20 protein-coding genes are annotated in these 17269 nt (G+C 43.0%); 10 read left to right on the forward strand and 10 right to left on the reverse strand.

Annotated features, from left to right (window positions below):
* Positions 1-118: 118 nt before the first annotated feature.
* Entirely contained in the window at positions 119-1690 is a 1572-nt protein-coding gene (locus tag OGM63_RS05955) for a photosystem II high light acclimation radical SAM protein (protein ID WP_263744599.1), read from the reverse strand.
* Between the two features lie 606 nt (positions 1691-2296).
* Between OGM63_RS05955 and OGM63_RS05960 the strand changes: the two genes are divergently transcribed.
* The 5 genes from OGM63_RS05960 (at position 2297) to OGM63_RS05980 (ending at position 5834) form a co-directional block, all read left to right on the forward strand.
* Positions 2297-2692, forward strand: coding sequence for a DUF1830 domain-containing protein (locus OGM63_RS05960; RefSeq protein ID WP_263744581.1), 396 nt, complete (start codon positions 2297-2299; stop codon positions 2690-2692).
* A gap of 393 nt (positions 2693-3085) precedes the next feature.
* Complete coding sequence (locus OGM63_RS05965; protein ID WP_263744582.1) at positions 3086-3547, forward strand: DUF4079 domain-containing protein; 462 nt, start codon at positions 3086-3088, stop codon at positions 3545-3547.
* A gap of 208 nt (positions 3548-3755) precedes the next feature.
* Complete coding sequence (locus OGM63_RS05970) at positions 3756-4232, forward strand: GNAT family N-acetyltransferase (protein ID WP_263744583.1); 477 nt, start codon at positions 3756-3758, stop codon at positions 4230-4232.
* 214 nt (positions 4233-4446) lie between these two features.
* On the forward strand, positions 4447-4995 hold the full coding sequence (locus OGM63_RS05975; RefSeq protein ID WP_263744584.1) for a hypothetical protein: 549 nt from the start codon (positions 4447-4449) through the stop codon (positions 4993-4995).
* A gap of 71 nt (positions 4996-5066) precedes the next feature.
* Positions 5067-5834: an ABC transporter ATP-binding protein gene (locus OGM63_RS05980; protein WP_263744585.1), complete on the forward strand. Its 768-nt coding sequence runs from the start codon at positions 5067-5069 to the stop codon at positions 5832-5834.
* Between the two features lie 68 nt (positions 5835-5902).
* Here the strand turns inward: OGM63_RS05980 and OGM63_RS05985 are convergent, their stop codons facing one another.
* Positions 5903-6694 carry a response regulator transcription factor gene (locus OGM63_RS05985; protein WP_263744586.1) on the reverse strand — a complete coding sequence of 264 codons (792 nt, stop codon included), beginning with the start codon at positions 6692-6694 and terminating at the stop codon, positions 5903-5905.
* Between the two features lie 748 nt (positions 6695-7442).
* On the opposite strand from OGM63_RS05985, the gene OGM63_RS05990 reads away from it, so the two are divergent.
* A complete protein-coding gene (locus tag OGM63_RS05990) occupies positions 7443-7703 on the forward strand; it encodes a DUF6761 family protein (protein ID WP_263744587.1) in 261 nt (86 codons plus the stop codon).
* A 264-nt stretch (positions 7704-7967) separates the two neighbouring features.
* On the opposite strand, the gene grxD is transcribed toward OGM63_RS05990, so the two are convergent.
* From grxD to OGM63_RS06025, 7 genes are all read right to left on the reverse strand, one after another.
* The gene (gene grxD, locus OGM63_RS05995) at positions 7968-8291 is read right to left on the reverse strand and encodes a Grx4 family monothiol glutaredoxin (RefSeq protein ID WP_263744588.1); all 324 of its coding nucleotides are present in this window, start codon (positions 8289-8291) and stop codon (positions 7968-7970) included.
* 129 nt (positions 8292-8420) lie between these two features.
* Positions 8421-8678, reverse strand: coding sequence for a BolA family protein (locus OGM63_RS06000; RefSeq protein ID WP_263744600.1), 258 nt, complete (start codon positions 8676-8678; stop codon positions 8421-8423).
* Between the two features lie 211 nt (positions 8679-8889).
* On the reverse strand, positions 8890-9528 hold the full coding sequence (locus OGM63_RS06005) for a hypothetical protein (RefSeq protein WP_263744589.1): 639 nt from the start codon (positions 9526-9528) through the stop codon (positions 8890-8892).
* Between the two features lie 284 nt (positions 9529-9812).
* Entirely contained in the window at positions 9813-10610 is a 798-nt protein-coding gene (locus tag OGM63_RS06010; protein WP_263744590.1) for a lysophospholipid acyltransferase family protein, read from the reverse strand.
* A gap of 84 nt (positions 10611-10694) precedes the next feature.
* Positions 10695-11180, reverse strand: a complete 486-nt coding sequence (locus OGM63_RS06015; protein WP_263744591.1) for a nucleoside deaminase — start codon at positions 11178-11180, stop codon at positions 10695-10697.
* 217 nt (positions 11181-11397) lie between these two features.
* Complete coding sequence (gene grxC / locus OGM63_RS06020) at positions 11398-11706, reverse strand: glutaredoxin 3 (protein ID WP_263744592.1); 309 nt, start codon at positions 11704-11706, stop codon at positions 11398-11400.
* Between the two features lie 87 nt (positions 11707-11793).
* Entirely contained in the window at positions 11794-12489 is a 696-nt protein-coding gene (locus tag OGM63_RS06025; RefSeq protein WP_263744593.1) for a class I SAM-dependent methyltransferase, read from the reverse strand.
* A 433-nt stretch (positions 12490-12922) separates the two neighbouring features.
* Between OGM63_RS06025 and glpX the strand changes: the two genes are divergently transcribed.
* Positions 12923-13960: a class II fructose-bisphosphatase gene (gene glpX, locus OGM63_RS06030; RefSeq protein WP_263744594.1), complete on the forward strand. Its 1038-nt coding sequence runs from the start codon at positions 12923-12925 to the stop codon at positions 13958-13960.
* 161 nt (positions 13961-14121) lie between these two features.
* On the forward strand, positions 14122-15408 hold the full coding sequence (locus tag OGM63_RS06035; protein WP_263744595.1) for a glutamyl-tRNA reductase: 1287 nt from the start codon (positions 14122-14124) through the stop codon (positions 15406-15408).
* A 120-nt stretch (positions 15409-15528) separates the two neighbouring features.
* Here the strand turns inward: OGM63_RS06035 and OGM63_RS06040 are convergent, their stop codons facing one another.
* Complete coding sequence (locus OGM63_RS06040) at positions 15529-15708, reverse strand: hypothetical protein (protein ID WP_263744596.1); 180 nt, start codon at positions 15706-15708, stop codon at positions 15529-15531.
* A 62-nt stretch (positions 15709-15770) separates the two neighbouring features.
* On the opposite strand from OGM63_RS06040, the gene OGM63_RS06045 reads away from it, so the two are divergent.
* Complete coding sequence (locus OGM63_RS06045) at positions 15771-16952, forward strand: RNA-guided endonuclease InsQ/TnpB family protein (protein WP_263744597.1); 1182 nt, start codon at positions 15771-15773, stop codon at positions 16950-16952.
* A 90-nt stretch (positions 16953-17042) separates the two neighbouring features.
* Positions 17043-17269: UPF0182 family protein (locus OGM63_RS06050; protein WP_263744598.1), on the forward strand; the 227-nt coding region annotated here is incomplete at its 3' end.

The raw sequence follows: 17269 nt of genomic DNA on the forward strand, positions 1-17269 counted from the left end.
AGACAAGGGAGTGGGGGAGTAGGGGTAAGACAAGGAGGAGGGGGGAGACAAGGGAGAAGTTTTTCCTTGTCCCCCTTGTCCCCCTTGTCCCCCTTGTCCCCCTTGTCCCCCTTGTCTCCTATGATACTCCTGCTAGTTGCTGATCTTTCGTTTCTATTGGCGCGGAAAGTGCTTGTTCTAAGTCAGCACAACCGAGTTTCTCTTCTAGAATTTTCATGACTTCACGTCCGAAGTCGTTGGGGTTTTGTTGCCAAGCTTGCAAGCAAACTTCCCCAAAGAAGGAACCGAGGGGTTCGGGGTTCCAAAGAAGTTTTTTTGCTGTCCACGGCATTAAGCTCATTGGATCGTACCCTGGTTTCAGGATGCCTTCTTTGAAAGCGTATTCTTCTAGGTGGGTATGGGGTTGGAGTCCAATAAAGAAGATAGCAGGTTCGACTTTATCAGCACCGAAAATGCGTTCTAGTTCGCGGTGGTAAGCGATGGTTTGGCGAATGGTTTCGGGACGTTCGTCAATGACGTTAAATGAATAATTGACGGAAACTAAGTCGTTGAAACCAGCTGCTTTTAAGTCGCGGCAATTTTGTAAGACGGTTCGGAGATTATACCCCATTCGCATTTTCCGCACAAGTTCTTGGGAACCGCTGGTGATACCGATTTCAAAGTAGTTCATCCCGGTTTTTGCCATCAATTCACACAACTCTGGTGTCAGGTTGTCTGCTCTGATGTATGCTGCCCAATGAATATCTGTCATTCCCGAATCGACGATTTTCTGTAAAAGTTGTACAGCATCATCGATAAATTTCCGCGCTGGGATAAATTGGGCATCGGTAAACCAGAAATTGCGAATACCGCGATCGTATAATTGACGCATTTCGGCGACAACTTCATCCGCTGGGTTGATGCGTACTTGTTTGCCTTCAACGACGGTGTAAACGCAATAACAGCAGTTGTGGGGACATCCGCGCTTGGTTTGGACACCGATGTAGAAGTCTTCTTCTTGCAGGTAGAAGTTGAAGTCAGACCAGATGCTCTGTATATAATCGTAGTTACAAGCGCTTTTTTCTAACGGGGTGGGTTGTTCGTGAATTAAGCGATCGCGTGGTTGACTTTCTCCCACAACATAACAGCGTTCATCCCGGAACTCTTTACCACTTAACAGTTTTTCCAGCAGAGTTTCGCCTTCACCTATAGATATAATTGTTTGTTTAGGCAAGCTTTTACCCAACTGTTCGTAAAAGACGCTAACTGCACCACCACCAACAACTGCACGTGCTTGGGAGTTATATTTTTGAGCGCGTTTTAAACCGCGTTTGATTAATCCCAAATTTCGCCACAATTCTACATAATAGGCGATGAAGATTCGCCCGCCGCCTAATGCGCCGCGTAATTTGATCAAAGGGTTCTTGGCGTAGTAAAATTCAAAGGCGTTTTGTAGTGGATTTCCGCCACGTCCACCAACTGGAGCGTAAATTTGGATATCCCGCCAAGAAAATACTAGCAGTGTTGGTTTAAACTCATCGATACACGTATCCAGGGCAGAGTAATAGTCTAAAGGTGGTACTGTTCCCAAATCGAAAATCCGCTGTTCGATATTGGGAAATAGTTTGTGAACGTGATCGCAAAGATAAACTACCCCAATGGGAAAAATAGGGTTACAAGGAAGGCGAACGTAGAGAATTCGGTTTTCCATCATCGGTGTTTTAACTTCCATTTTGCCATTCTTCAGCGTCCAAGAGAGAGAAACATTTGAGTTTCAAGGGTGTTTGTTGTGGTTTTTCTTTGTGTATCACTCATCCGACATTTCAGCCAATGATTGATCGCAGTCAGAAGTGATGTAGCATCTGTAACAATAGCTATAGGACTTTGAACTCACAGATGTATGGTTTTTATCGATAGGTTTTATGAAAGCAATTTCTATATAACTTTACGATAACACCCAGTTTATCCGTTAAGCGATCGCCTGCGTCTGTTAGTCGCTTCTCTAAGTGAATCCAAAAAAAATCCCTCCCCCGGTATACTAAAAATCAAAGTATCGTCGCTATTGGTGGTCGCTACTTATATTCAGGAAGTTATAGATGCTTCACCAAAGAGCAAAATCTTCAAAGGCTCGATCCGTAATCTACAATTACCCAAAAAACATAAATTTTAACAATATTTTCAGACAGTTGACATAACTTATGAGAGAAATTATCAAGAAAAGCTCAGTTGGTATTAGGAGTTACAGCATATGGGGATCAGCCGGTGCTAGCTTTGCTGGTGTAATATAAAATTGTGGCGTAAAGCTCTGTATTAAGTTATGGCTCAAATATTAGATTCTTTACCACCAGAGCAATCAGGGAAAATTCTCTGCTGCTACGTTAATGCCACGAGCAAAATACAGGTGGTTCGCATTTCAGATATTCCCAACTGGTACTTTGAACGGGTGGTTTTTCCAGGACAACGATTAGTCTTTGAAGCACCAAGAGTAGCTAACCTAGAGATTCATACGGGGATGATGGCAAGTGCAATTTTATCAGATACAATTCCATGCGATCGCCTCACTTTAGACGAACCTAGTAGTAATGAGTTTGGTACAGACTCAGAAACAGGAATAGATCCAATCAATAAAAAAAACTTGATGCAAACAATTAATACAAAAATCGGAGGTACAACACAATCCTTTGAAATGGCTGGTTTAGCATCTGTTGATTAAAAAAAACAATTTTGCTCAATAAAGAGGGTTGCTGGACTCAGCAACCCTCTTCTGTTTATTATTCATAGGCGTGGAAAAGATGTAGAGACGTAGCTAGCTTACGTCTCTACATGGATTTCGGATTTTTTTATTAAGTCAGTAGGTCAAATTAAATATAAAACCTCACCCTGCCTCCGGCTTCCCTCTCCTTCAGAAGGAGAGGGATTGAGGGTGAGGTTTCATCTTATATTTAATTGTGCCTCCCTACTTAATGTCAATTAAACCGGCATGGTTTCAATAGTCAAGAGTCAATCGGAATTAAAAACGCTCGATTTTTGATGCACGAATAAATAAAATTTTTTCCATACCCAATACCCCATTCCCAATGCCCCACTTTCACCTACAATCCTTATTATGGATCTGCCTTCTTTTGTTTGGTTGTGGAAAATAGCAGCTTGGTCAATGGGGTTATCGCTGTTGGCTTATTTGTTGCTAGCGGTAACTGGGGTTTTGATGTTTAAGATGAGAACTTCTCGGCATCTGTCTTTTATGTCAGCGTTTGGGGGGGAAAATCAAAAACTGCGCGATCTCCACTTTCTCATGGGTTGCTGCATGGTAAGTTTAGTGATGTTACTGTTAGCGATCGGTATTGTTGGCACTTACGGTCATTTTGGTTCCTTAGGACACTCGTCACACTTATTAGCTGGTTTGATAGTCGTAGCCTTAGTTTTAGTATCTGCTTTTAGTGCCACCCAAATTAGGGCACTTAAATCCTGGGCTAGACCTTTACACATCGGGACGAACATTATTTTATTTGTCGGTTTTGCTTGGGTATCAATAACTGGTTGGATTGTAGTCCAAAAGTATTTGCCGTAATCTGATTTTAGATTTTAGATTTTGCGAAAAGTTTGAAACGAGAGTGATTATTATTATTTCGTTGGGACTAGATATTATGACAACAGTCTTCAACCCTTTATTTGCTTGAATCGATTGGTGTGATAGACCGGAAATTTCCTTGTATTAAATAGTTAGACAAGGAAAAGACACGCATCAACCTTATGAACGTATTCCACTGGAGTTCCCCATGATCCGACCTACGACACCCGACGATTCGGCGGCGCTTATCGCGCTGACCGTGGCGGCAGGGATGTTAAGCGCGAACGAAACCGAGGCGCTGTCCAAAGTGCTAGCGGACTACTTCGGCGGCAACATCGACGAAGGTCATGTGTGGGTCACCGACGAGGAGGAGGCTGAACCGTGCGGGGTCGCCTACTATGCGCCAGATATGATGGCGGATCGGACGTGGCATTTGTACATGATCGCTGTGCGACCCGACTATCAGAGACGGGGGCGCGGAGCGGCGCTGCTGCGGCATGTGGAAAATGCATTGCGGGCGAGCGGTCAGCGGCTGTTGTTGGTCGAAACGTCGGGGTTGCCGAGCTACGAACACGCGCAGGCATTCTACGCGAAGTGCGGCTACGAAAAGGAAGCTCGCATCCGCGACTTCTACGCGACAGGCGATGATAAAGTTGTATTTCGCAAAGCGTTGAACGCGGACTAATAACACTCGATTCGCTTTTTTTAAGGTTAGTGTTTAGCAGCTACCATAAACTTAAAAAAGGATTGACTGGAAATGTAAATCCAAATAGGACTTACGCAAAAACTCTCTCAAACCTTATTTCTTCTCCTTACGGAGACGCTGCGCGAAGGGGTACTTGGCGTACTTGGCGGTTCGTTTTTCTATAATTCTACGTAAGTCCTGTCCAAAATCTAAAATGGAATCAACTTTGATTTTTCCCCTTTCTCCCTTAATTCGCATCACCCTGTTAAGCCTCTATATAGCCCTCACAGCACCGTTACCTTTTTTATCCAGGGCAACAGCCTCACCCATACCCCCAACATTATTGTGGGTAGGAATCAGCATCGGTTTTGTTGCCTTGTATGCAGTCTTAACCGAAAGAGTAATTTTAGACGACCAAGGAATTCAAGTTACCTACCCCCTTTGGGTGAAGCGCTTCTTTCGTAAAGGTTGGTCTTTACCTTGGTCGCACGTCAAAGAATTAAAACCCCGTACCACAGGACAAGGAGGTCTAGTTTACTACTTCCTCAGTCAAGACGGCAAAGCTTATTTACTACCGATGCGCGTGGCAGGATTTGCCCAATTAGTCAGGCAAGTGCAAGCCAAAACAGGAATTGACACCACAGATGTCTACCCTCTAGCACAACCGTGGATGTACTTAGCTTTACTTGTATCTACATTCCTCTTACTATTAGTTGATGCTTGGACTATCACCACAGCTTTAACATTGGGTAGCTTAAATTAAATCTTCTTAACCTTTGCGGCTTTGCGACTTTGCGTGAGATAAAGAAAAATTAGTACCTACCGAATCTGCACTTGGATAATCCCAAACTCAAGCTAGAGCAAGTAAATCTATTTGCCAAACTGAAAACCCTTAAAAGCAACCAACAAGGATATCCCATATTACAAGATATTTCCTTTGAGGTTACCAAAAGCGAATTTATCGGTATTATCGGGCTGACTGGTGCTGGCAAAACTTCGTTATTACGCCTCATCAACCGCCTTGATGAACCGAGTAGCGGTAAAATCTATCTAGATAACCAGGAATATCGGCAAATTCCCATCTTAGAGTTACGCGCTAATGTGACACTTGTAGCCCAAGAATCCAAATTATTGGGAATGACAGTGAGAGAAGCGTTAGCTTACCCGTTAGTTTTGCGTGGTTTAGCCAAACAGACAATTGAGCAACGTGTCAATTCCTGGATAGAACAACTGCACATTCCCAATGATTGGTTAGGAAGGACTGAGGTGCAACTTTCGGCAGGACAAAGACAATTAATAGCGATCGCTCGTGCTTTAATTATCCAACCAAAAATTTTATTATTAGACGAGCCGACATCAACTCTTGACATTGGCACGGCAGAGCATCTGATGCAACTCTTAAAAGAGTTAACTCAAACTCATCAAACCACCATTCTCATGGTAAATCACCAATTAGAGCTAGCCCAGATGTCTTGTACCCGCTTATTACACCTACAGCAAGGTCGCTTGTTAGCAAATCAAAAAGCCCTAGAGGTAGACTGGGTTAACTTACGCTCCTGTTTGACACAAGCACAAACTCAACTTGATGAAGAATGGAGTTAATTGTTGGGCATTGGGCATTGGGCATTGGGTATTGGTAATAATTCTTTCCCATGAACCCATGAACCCCACTATCCAGTAACCACCTCCTCTTCTGACATCTGACTGCTAAGACTTGAACGTTGATTAGTGAATCTCTCTTTCGCTAACTTTGCTTGTGATTGTGGCGGGTTGGCATTTATAATCTCTATGTTAAAGCGATATCCGACATTGCGGATAGTTTGAATCAAACTGGGTTGTCGAGGATCGAGTTCAACTTTTTTCCGTAGTGATAAAACGTGAGTATCAATAGTACGTGGGTTGTCAATGGCATCAGGCCAAGCACGACGTAGCAATTCTGTCCTACTTAAAGGCACTCCGCCTGCTTGCGCCAAAACATACAGTAAACTGAACTCTTGCGGTGTTAAATCGATAAATTCGCCTTGAAAGCGGACGCGACGCTGCACTAAATCGATTTGGATAGAGCCATAATCGAGATAAGCTGGTGCTACAGGTGTGCGTCTGCGGCGAATTAATGCTTCTACCCGCGCTAGAAACTCTTGCATCCCAAAAGGTTTGCTGAGATAATCATCAGCCCCAGCCTTCAAACCAGCCACGATATCAGCTTCATTAGTCCGGGCAGATAGCATTAAAATTAAAGGTTGTTGCTGACGATGCAACCAACGGCAAAACTCAATGCCATCCCCATCAGGCAAATCGGCATCAAGAATAATTAGTGTTGGTTGTTGGCTGATAAAAACTTCTCTTGCTTGATAAATACTGGCAGCTTGATGCACGCGATACTCTAGTTGTTGCAAGTGCCAACCCAGCAACGACCTCAGATGGGGATTTCCCTCAATGATTTCAATACAAACCGATCCCACGGTGGCAATACCCCTTAGTGTCGATGACTTTCAAAGTAACAAAGCCAATGTCTAAGGTTTTGTAGCCCTTGTTACCTCCATTGCGTTCTTCATAACTTTTTCTAATAAAAAAGCTAATAAGTAGGTAATTTATGCCTTCGTAAAGGTGAATTGGTAATCTTCTTAAATTTTTGTTAGAATTTCGGGAAAGTAAAATCTTCTAAGTTAAACATCTTGCTTTCACCCTCGTTGCTATTGACAAACAAAATCTGACCAAATAAGCTAATCCTTACCTTCTGCGGAAGGGGAAAGGAAAAAAGCGTAAAGGAAAAAACACCCATCCAATTTCTTCCCCTTTACCCCCTCTCATGCACCCCTTTACCCCCACTTTTTAAGTGGTCTTTAATTGATGGGGGTCGAAATCCCCCAACAAGATTATTTTTCCCTTTCCTCTTTGCCCTTTCCCCTTATAAGTAAACAAAGCTATCTTTGAGGATAAACATGAAAAAGTATTCCATCTGGTAGATGAAATAAATGCTTACACCCCTCGGTCAATTTCAGCTACTTTAAGAGAAAATCATAAGAATATCTTACTAGCAATTCCTTTTCCCTTCTTCTGGAATAGGATCTAGTTAGACTGTAACCAATAGGTAGTGATCCCCAAAGTAGAGTTATCATCTCTAATTTGATGGCAACCTGAAAGTATGACTTCACATTTTCGTGTGAATCATTTACAATTCTGATTCCAAAGAGATTTCTATCCTCTGTTATGCTCCAAGACACACAAACCATTCGCTACTACCAAAGACTTACCGACGCCTTCGTCGAGCTATGGAATCGCGGTTATCGGACGGATGATATGCGGATGTATTTGGATGGATATCTAGCCGCCCTGCGACATACTAACACTATTGAACCTTATTTGATTCATCGTTTAGAAGAGGAAGCCAGCCGCTACTTATACGATGGTTCAAACTTTGTCATGACCCAACCAGAGCCAGAGACACAACGACAACACGATTACTACTAATGCCCTTTTAGAGTAAATCGTTAGTAATCGTTAATCAACGCTGATAATTATAACATATTATCGGCACTGGTCAATGGGCAACATTGGTCTTGATGGCACAAATTGTATTTATAAAAAATATTCCTTCAGATTTGTTTGGGCTAACCACACAAACCTGAAGGAATTTTAGAAGAAGATGGGAAGGCGATCGCGCGATTTATAATACTTTCATCAAAAACAAGAGCGATCGCCGAATACGCATCAAATGACCAAAGACGTTTTGCTTTACGAAGCTAGAGCAACTTCTACCATTTGCTGCAATTCGCCTTTATTGTACATTTCAATCAAAATATCGGAACCGCCGACGAATTTACCATCAATATAGACTTGGGGAATTGTAGGCCAATTGGAATATTCTTTAATTCCTTGACGGATTTCTTGGTCAGCGAGAATGTCAAGGGTCTCAAAGGGAACTCCCAAAGTGTTGAGAATCTGCACAACATTGTTGGAGAAACCGCACTGGGGCATCAACTTGGTTCCCTTCATGAAAACCATAATCTTGTTTTCTGTTAACAAGTTGTCAATTTTGTCTTTAACTTCTGGTGTCATGTTCTTTCGGTTTCCTATTATGGTTTCAAGAGTGAGGATTTAGGAATGAGGAGTGAGGAGTTAGGAGTTAGGAGTGAGGAAGTAAAAATCTTGTTTCAACTCATAACTTGTAACTCATAACTCATAACTTTATGAAGCGGCTGTTGTCTGCCAAGCCTCAGGAGTGTACGTTTTGAGTGCTAAAGCATGAATTGAATCATTTGACATAGCTTGCTGCAAAGCAGCATAAATTAACTGATGTTGTTGCACCAGTCCCTTGCCTGCAAACTGCGATGAGACTACAGTAACTTGATAGTGGTCGCCGCCACCAGTCAAGTCTTGCACCTGAACTTGGGCATCTGGCAGTTCCGCCTTGATCATTGCCTCAACTTGCTGCGGACTAATCATCGCCATTCCTGAAAAACTTCTGTTTCTATTATTAACAACAAATACGTGTCGCCGAAGTTTGCCAACATAAGATTTTAGCAATGGTTAGCACACAGCTAAAGCGATCGCGCACTTTTTAAGAACTAAAGTCGTGTCACACAACCCCATCCTAGCATTGGGGGTTCAGGACGGGGCGACGAGGAGAAAAGAATAATCAACGAAAAAAGAGTTTTTATTTTTTGGGAGAAGAGGAATTACTACCACCAGTGCGGGGAGAGGGGGAGGAGGGTGAACTACTACCAGTGCGAGGATAAGGAGAATCCACAAAACCTAACTCTAATAACTGCTGGTAAGCCTTCTTACCTAAGTCCCGCGTAGGGTTTTGAGAGCGAATAATCTGAACCAGCAAAGGCACAGCTAATTCTGGTTGATTTTGCGCCCGATGTACCAGCGCTAGCTGATAGGTGGATTCATCTCGCATTTGAGCGGTTAAGAGCGCTTTTTTTCGCAGGGAATCAGAAATTCTGTTATCAATTCCCGAAAAGCTAGAATTCAAGTCTTGATAAAAATTAGATAGCTGGTTAAAAACCTGACGTGCTTCCTGGAGTTTCTTCGCAGCTGTCGCATAGTTTTGAGAACCAACTGCACTACTTGCCTCACTCATCAGACGCTTACCACCCTCAATGCTTAAAAGAGTACCATTTGGTGCCGTGGGACGGAGATTATTTGGGTCGTCGGGGTCAATGGGTTGTGCTTGGTTAGGATTGCTTGGTAACTTGATTACCTGAGCATTCACAGGTGATAGCAAGCTGAGAGCTGCTAGTAATGATAAGCAAGTGAAGCGAGTTAAGGGAATTGCAGTAAAATTCATTCTTATAAATTGGCGCGACAATTACACACAATAAGTATGGAAACTTCGGGTATCTTAACTCTGTTTTGGTCTCTGATAAAAGCAAAGCTACATACCAAGTTTCTTTGTTTTAGACTAAACATTGGTGTAATCGAGTTCCCGCACGCCACCGTACAGGGGACTGGGAGAGTGGGGGAGTGGGGGAGTGGGGGAAGCGTGGTGTGGGCGGGAAATATTTATTCTTTCTTATCCTTTCCCCTTTCCCCCTCCTCAAATTGCCCAATTCCCGAATTCATGACACATGACTAAGAATTAGGAACTTCAGCAAATCTGTGATTAATCATCTCTGATTCGTGATGGCTTAATTGTTGTAGTATCTTTGCTAAATCAGCTGTCAGGCGTTTAGCATCTTGTTTCACACAACCATCAGTGTAATCTGCTACTGTTAGCGGTGAACCAATGTGGATGCTAACATCCGTACCCCAGCTCGGATAAGGTTGGCTGTAATTAATATTGATTGGGAGAATTTTCACCCCTAGTCCTGGGTGACTAGATTCAGCACTCAAAGCCAAACGTCCAATTCCCGGCTTTAACGGGTGAACTTCACCATCACGATAAATCCCACCTTCTGGAAAAATAACCAAGGTTTTTCCTTGCTGGAGTAGTTCAACACCGTGCCGCAGGGTGCTAATTGACGGGCGTTTCGGATCTACCGGAAACCCCCCCAAGCGTCTGACAAACCAGCCCTGAACTCCTTGACATTCACTGATTGTTACCATGAAACGCAAATCTCGACCTGCCACACAGCAATTAGCTGCGTAGGGTACTAGCAATGCATCCCAACGCGCTCGATGGGTCGGAGCGAGGATAATTGGACCCGTGGTGGGGATATGTTCTTCGCCAATGATCCTGATTTGGCCAAAGAAGAACGGTAAAAGGAAATGACGCCCTAACACATATGCCAAGGGAGTTAACCAAGGAGAAACTTGAGAGGTCGTAGGAGCCAATTTAGCAATTATTTCAGAATTGGCAGATGTTTTCTGGCAAATATTAGCGGAAGTGCGAAGTTCCATCATCACGGTGGCTGCTGATTGTCGGGTCAATTGTCATCAAAGCTATCTTAGATACACCGTAGATTTTCTTTTTTGATTTGTGTCACACCTACCGGACAGTTTGACCTCTGTCCGTTAGATTTTGCTGCTTCGGCGAACTTCAAACCAGGTTTGCAACTGTTGACGACTCTTAGACTCTTCAACCCCTGCGATTACACGCAAGCGGTGATTAGAAGCAGCGCTATCAGGTATGTTGGCGACGGTACGAATTGAGCCAGTTTTTGGATCGTCCACGCTATAGACAAGAAGTCCTAAACGTGCTTGTAAAATAGCACCGGCACACATCGGGCAAGGTTCTAAAGTTACGTAGAGAGTGCATTTGTTGAGACGCCAGCTTTGCAAGATTTTTGCAGCTGACCTAATGGCGATAATTTCTGCATGAGCTGTGGGGTCTTTGTCACGTTCTTTTCGATTTTCACCCCCCGTAATAAAATTGCCAAATGAATCAATTATAACAGCGCCTACGGGAACTTCTCCCGCATTACCTGCTGCTTGTGCAAATTCTAGGGCATGATTCATCCATTGTCTATGTATAAGATATTCTGAGTATTCAGTTAACATATTCTTATTTGAAGGGGCTGGGGAATAGGATAAGAATTTTCAATTTAGTTCAGCAATTAGTAATTACAAAAAAATATCAAGACGTAACAAACCTCGCGTCTTGATAAAAAATATGGTTTTGCACAAAACAATAATTTCTAAATAAGCATCATAAACTGCGTACATTAGCAGGTATGAAAATCTCTTCTTTCCTAGTCCAAGCGTCCCTAATTCCTCGTCAAAGCGTCTTTAGAATAGAGTCAAGTTGACCTTGGGTATCTAACTGATAAATGTCATCACAGCCGCCAATATGCTGGTTATTGATAAAAATCTGCGGTACGCTACGGCGTCCGTTGGCACGGTCAGCCATTTTCGCTCTGGCTGCTTCGTCACCGTCGATTTTGTATTCGGTGAAGTTGACACCTTTCCACCAAAGTAGCGTCTTGGCACGGATGCAATAAGGGCAAGTTTGCCAAGTGTAAATTTCCACGTTTGCCTTAACTCGTTCTGGGTGCCGACCTAAAAGGGGGTTGAGAAAGTTCAGCATATTTTGGTGTTATGGATTTTGGTAATTTTTTTCTAGCTTAACTATTAGAAGAGTGAAAAAATCTTGAGTGAAAAAGTTAATTGCTAATTATGAATTGCCTTTTGCTTGACAAACGCGCAAAAGTAGATTTCCACCACGTTGAAATTCATAAGGTACTTGCTTGATTTCAACTACATATCCCTGATGTTGTAATTCGCTCAGTACTCGATGAAGTAGGGGAGAGGGTTCTCCGGAGACGTTTAATAGAGGGAAAATTCTGGCTTCTTTTGCGACTCGACACATTTCGGCGATCGCCTCTATATGAAATTCTGCGGAAAAGTGGTCAGAATAGGTAAACAAAAAATGAGAACACAAGGCTAAATCAAACTGATTTGCCTGAAATGGTAGCACAGGCAAACCATCGGTTAAATAACGTTTTTCCTCCAGCCCTAAGGGAAAATCTTCTAAAAACTGATGCATTGCTCCCATGCGAATCTCGCCTAACTTTGCCGGAGATTCAATTTCTATCCAAAGGTAGTTGTGTTGATTGTTCTCAATCCCATTCATAATCAATGAATAGGTCTGTTGAATGCGTTTGGCAATCTCGCTTCCGGAGAACTGATAAATTGGATCGCAAGAAACTACTTGATATCCTTGACTATTCATTTGAGCGTTGAAGCTGGCAGGGCCTCCAGCACAATCAATAATTTTTAAGTTGAGGTCACAACCTTTCAAGTGAAACATTCTGATATACTCTGTCATCGAACGTCCCCAAGGGACGACTTTTTCAAGTTTTAAACCCACAGGTGTTTCTACCTCTTGATAAAAATGATTTTATGAATTAAAAATTCATTACTGATAACATTATCAGTAAATCAAGACCGATTTCGCTCTCACTATACTTATAATCATACGTAATATAAACATTCGTGATTTCATGTTATGTCGCTGAAAAATTTTTGAATGTGCAGCTTTTGTATTTAGAAAGCGGTTTTCGATTTCACAAAAATACTTCGTGGCATAAATTGGCAAGCGTGACTATTGCCGATGTGATCAACACTCAAAAAATAAGTAAACGTAAGTGCCAAATTTGACAGGTATAAAAGCAGTTAGCAGCAAAACTTAACACAGAAGGAAGTCAAGAGTATTTTCCAGGTGTATCCGCCCTTTGGTAGACTTGAAAACTGAAATCATTGATAAAACTACGGAAAGTCAAGCAATTTAGAGGGTAGAGTTTGTGGAAAATACACTTGGTTTAGAGATTATTGAGGTTGTTGAACAAGCAGCGATCGCCTCCGCACGTTGGATGGGTAAGGGCGAAAAAAACATCGCCGACCAAGTGGCTGTAGAAGCCATGCGGGAGAGAATGAACAAAATTTACATGCGCGGTCGCATCGTTATCGGCGAAGGTGAACGCGATGATGCCCCGATGCTGTATATCGGGGAAGAAGTAGGTATCTGTTCTCGTGAAGATGCCAAAGACTTCTGTAACCCAGATGAATTAGTGGAAATTGATATCGCTGTTGACCCCTGCGAAGGTACAAACCTGGTAGCATACGGACAACCCGGTTCGATGGCTGTTTTGGCAATTTCCCAAAAAGGTGGATTATTTGCTGCACCTGACTTCTACATGAAGAAACTAGCAGCACCTCCAGCCGCTAAGGGCAAAGTAGACATCGACAAGTCAGCAACGGAAAACCTGAAGATTCTCTCCGAGTGTTTGGGGCGCTCTATTGAGGAACTTGTGGTAGTAGTCATGAAGCGCGAACGCCACAACGATTTGATTAAAGAAATCCGCGAAGCCGGCGCGAGAGTGCAACTAATTTCTGATGGTGACGTGGGTGCAGCCGTATCCTGTGGTTTTGCCGGCACTAACATTCATTGTCTAATGGGTATTGGTGCGGCTCCTGAAGGTGTAATTTCCGCCGCTGCAATGCGTGCTATGGGTGGACACTTTCAAGGACAATTGATCTACGATCCAGAAGTAGTGAAAACAGGTTTGATTGGTGAAAGCAAACAAGCTAACATCGAGCGGTTGAATTCTATGAATATCACTGACATTGATAAGGTCTACGATGCTCATGAATTGGCATCTGGTGAAACTGTGCTGTTCGCTGCTTGCGGGATCACAAGTGGTAACTTGATGCAAGGTGTACGCTTTTTCAGCGGTGGGGCAAGAACTCAAAGCTTGGTTATTTCCAACCAGTCGAAAAGTGCTCGTTTTGTAGATACGATTCACATGTCTGGCGATCCTAAGGTTGTGCAATTGCACTAGATAATAGGGCATGGGGAGTGGGGAGTGGGGAGTAGGGAGTAGGGAAATCAGGGAGATGGAGGGAAAGAAGAATTATCCTCCCTGTACCCCCTGCCCCCTGCCCCCTGCCCCCTATCTCCTTCCCCCTTCCCAATCCCCATTTAGCAATTACGATTTAACATATGCATATAGCAGTGGTGGGGTTAAGCCATAAGACAGCCCCAGTAGAAGTCCGGGAAAAGCTGAGTATTCCAGAACCACAAACTGAAAGCGCGATCGCTCACTTAGCTAGCTATCCTCATATTCAAGAAGTCGCAATCCTCAGCACTTGTAACCGCTTAGAAATTTACATCGTTACCCCAGAAACCGAACAGGGTATTCGAGAAGTTACTCAGTTTCTTTCTGAATACAGCAAGTTGCCTGTTGTGTCTCTGCGACAACACCTGTTTATGTTGCTGCACCAAGATGCGGTAATGCATCTGATGCGGGTTTCAGCAGGTTTAGATAGTCTCGTGCTGGGAGAAGGTCAAATTCTGGCTCAGGTGAAACATACTCACAAATTGGGACAGCAATATAACGGTATTAAAACCATTTTGAATCGATTATTTAAACAAGCGCTAACGGCTGGCAAGCGGGTTCGGACTGAAACTAGCATTGGTACTGGTGCAGTCTCTATCAGTTCGGCAGCTGTAGAATTGGCGCAAATGAAGGTGCAAAATTTAGCGGCTTGTCGAGTGGCAATTCTCGGTGCTGGCAAAATGTCGCGGTTACTTGTGCAACATTTAATATCGAAAGGTGCTGCGAAAATTTGCATTTTAAATCGCTCTATCGAACGTGCCGCAGAACTCGCACGACAGTATCCCGAACAAAATATTCAAACTCATCCCATGTCAGCATTGACAACAGTAATTGCCGACAGTGATTTAGTGTTTACGAGTACTTCTGCAACTGAGCCGATACTTGACCGCGCTAAATTAGAAATGGTTTTAGCACCGAACCAACCTTTAATGTTATTTGATATTTCCGTGCCTCGTAACGTCCATGCGGACGTGAATGAGGTGGAAAATGTACAAGCCTTCAATGTGGATGATTTGAAGGCGGTGGTGGCGCAAAACTACGAAAGCCGTCGCCAGATGGCGCAGGAGGCAGAGGGGCTGTTAGACGAAGAAGCGGAAGCCTTTGATATTTGGTGGCGCAGTTTAGAAACTGTCACAACCATCAGCTGTCTGCGGAATAAAATCGAAACCATTCGCGAACAAGAATTAGAAAAAGCTTTATCGCGATTGGGTTCAGAATTTGGCGACAAACATCAGGAAATCATTGAGGCTCTAACACGAGGAATTGTTAATAAAATTTTACATGACCCGATGGTGCAGTTACGCGCTCAACAAGATGTTGATGCGAGACGCCGTTGTATGCAAACTCTGCAAATGTTATTTAACTTAGATGCAGGTGAGCAGTTTAGTTAAAGCGATTTGAGATTTGGGATGGAAAATTTTAGCTATTTCGCCGTAAGCCTCCCACTGAAACGGTACTCCGTTCAGTGGTGAGATATAAGGCGGTTAAAAATAACGCGACCTCAGACCAATTCAATCCGCAGGATTGATAGGAAGGGGGTCAGCGTTATTTTTAACACTCTCTAGATTTGGCAATCTATCAACCCAGTCTTCTACTATCTGGGTGACTGTTTTATCTTTCATTACAGCATAAGAGCGAAGTTTGTTCAATCTGCGCTCAGACATCCTGACATTTAATCTAGTAGTTTTCATATTTGTCTACCCGTTGTTGTCACTCTTATGGGATTATAGTCTTGATGGTTGAGGGTGGACAAGTGAGGACAGCGTACCAATACAAACTACGACCAACAACAGAACAAGCCATTGAGATAGACAGATGGCTGTCTATGCTATGCGCTCAGTATAATTTTTTGTTGGCTGATAGATTTGATTGGTACGAGCGTAATCGTTCACCTATTAATGCCTGTCCTCTTGTCTGCCATATACCAGAATTGCGGGATAACCCAGACTATTATTCACAAAAGAAAACGCTACCACAGCTTAAAAAAACTCATCCTTGGTACGGCGAAATTTACTCGCAGGTGCTACAAGATATAGTCAAACGAGTTAAAGTAACTTTTGACCGTTTTTTAAAAGGTGATAGCAATGGCAAACGAAGTGGACGACCTCGGTTTAAATCTCGCGACCGTTATCGCACGTTCACATATCCACAGATAAAGGATGGGTGTTTGCAAGGTAATTTAATAACTTTACCGATGTTCGGCATAGTCAAAGTTATTTTGCATCGTCCTATTCCAGATGGCTTTAAAATCAAGACTGCATCAGTTACCAAAAAAGCTGATGGCTATTATTTAACTTTAAGCCTTGAAGATACGACAGTCCCAACCATTAAGCCCGATTTTAATCCAGATTCAATCACCGGTATCGACCTCGGTTTAAAAGACTTTTTGACAACTTCCGATGGTGATGTTGTCCCAATTCCTCAGCATTACCGTAAATCTCAGAAACGATTGCGCGTAATTCAAAAACGTATCTCACGCCGTAAAAAAGGAAGTAGTCGCCGTAAAAAAGCTCAGACGCAAGTCGCCAAGCAGCACAAAAAAGTCGCTGATAAACGCAAAGACTTTCACTTTAAAACTGCTAACAGTCTACTGAAAAAATATGATGTTGTAGTTCACGAAGATTTAAACGTCAAAGGTCTTTCTCGTTCGATGCTAGCTAAATCTGTGCATGATGCTGGATGGTCAAGCTTCCTGTCGATACTGACAACCAAAGCCGAGAATGCTGGGTTATTGGTAATCGCAGTGAATCCATCGGGTACGTCACAAGATTGTTCTAGTTGTGGGGTGAAAGTTCCTAAAAAACTACATGAAAGATGGCACGAGTGCCCTAATTGTAAATGCAGTCTTGATCGCGATCTTAATGCAGCCGTGAATATAAAGAATAGAGCCGACGGTCACGCGGTTCTTAAAGCTCAACGCCTCCGCGCGCAATAGCCGGATTGGTTGAGAAGCCCACACTGTACCTGTACTCAGGTCAGTGTGTGGAGTGTGTCACATAGAAATAAATCCAAAATCAGCAATTTGATGAAACGGACTTTTAGAGTATTTGTACTGCTGTTAGGTTTGTGGCTGTTATTTGATTTAGCCTCACACTTAGCAGCAGAAATTCTTTGGTTTGATGAAGTTGGATATTTACAAGTATTTTGGTTGCGCTTGTTGTCACAACTGGGGTTGTGGGTTCTTGCTTTTTTCACTTCAGCAGGTTTTTTGCTGTTTAATTTGGCTATAGCCAATCGGGGAGAGGGGGAGAG

The organism is Plectonema radiosum NIES-515, from assembly GCF_025753815.1.
In the GTDB taxonomy this organism is placed as follows: domain Bacteria; phylum Cyanobacteriota; class Cyanobacteriia; order Cyanobacteriales; family Nostocaceae; genus Hassallia; species Hassallia radiosum_A.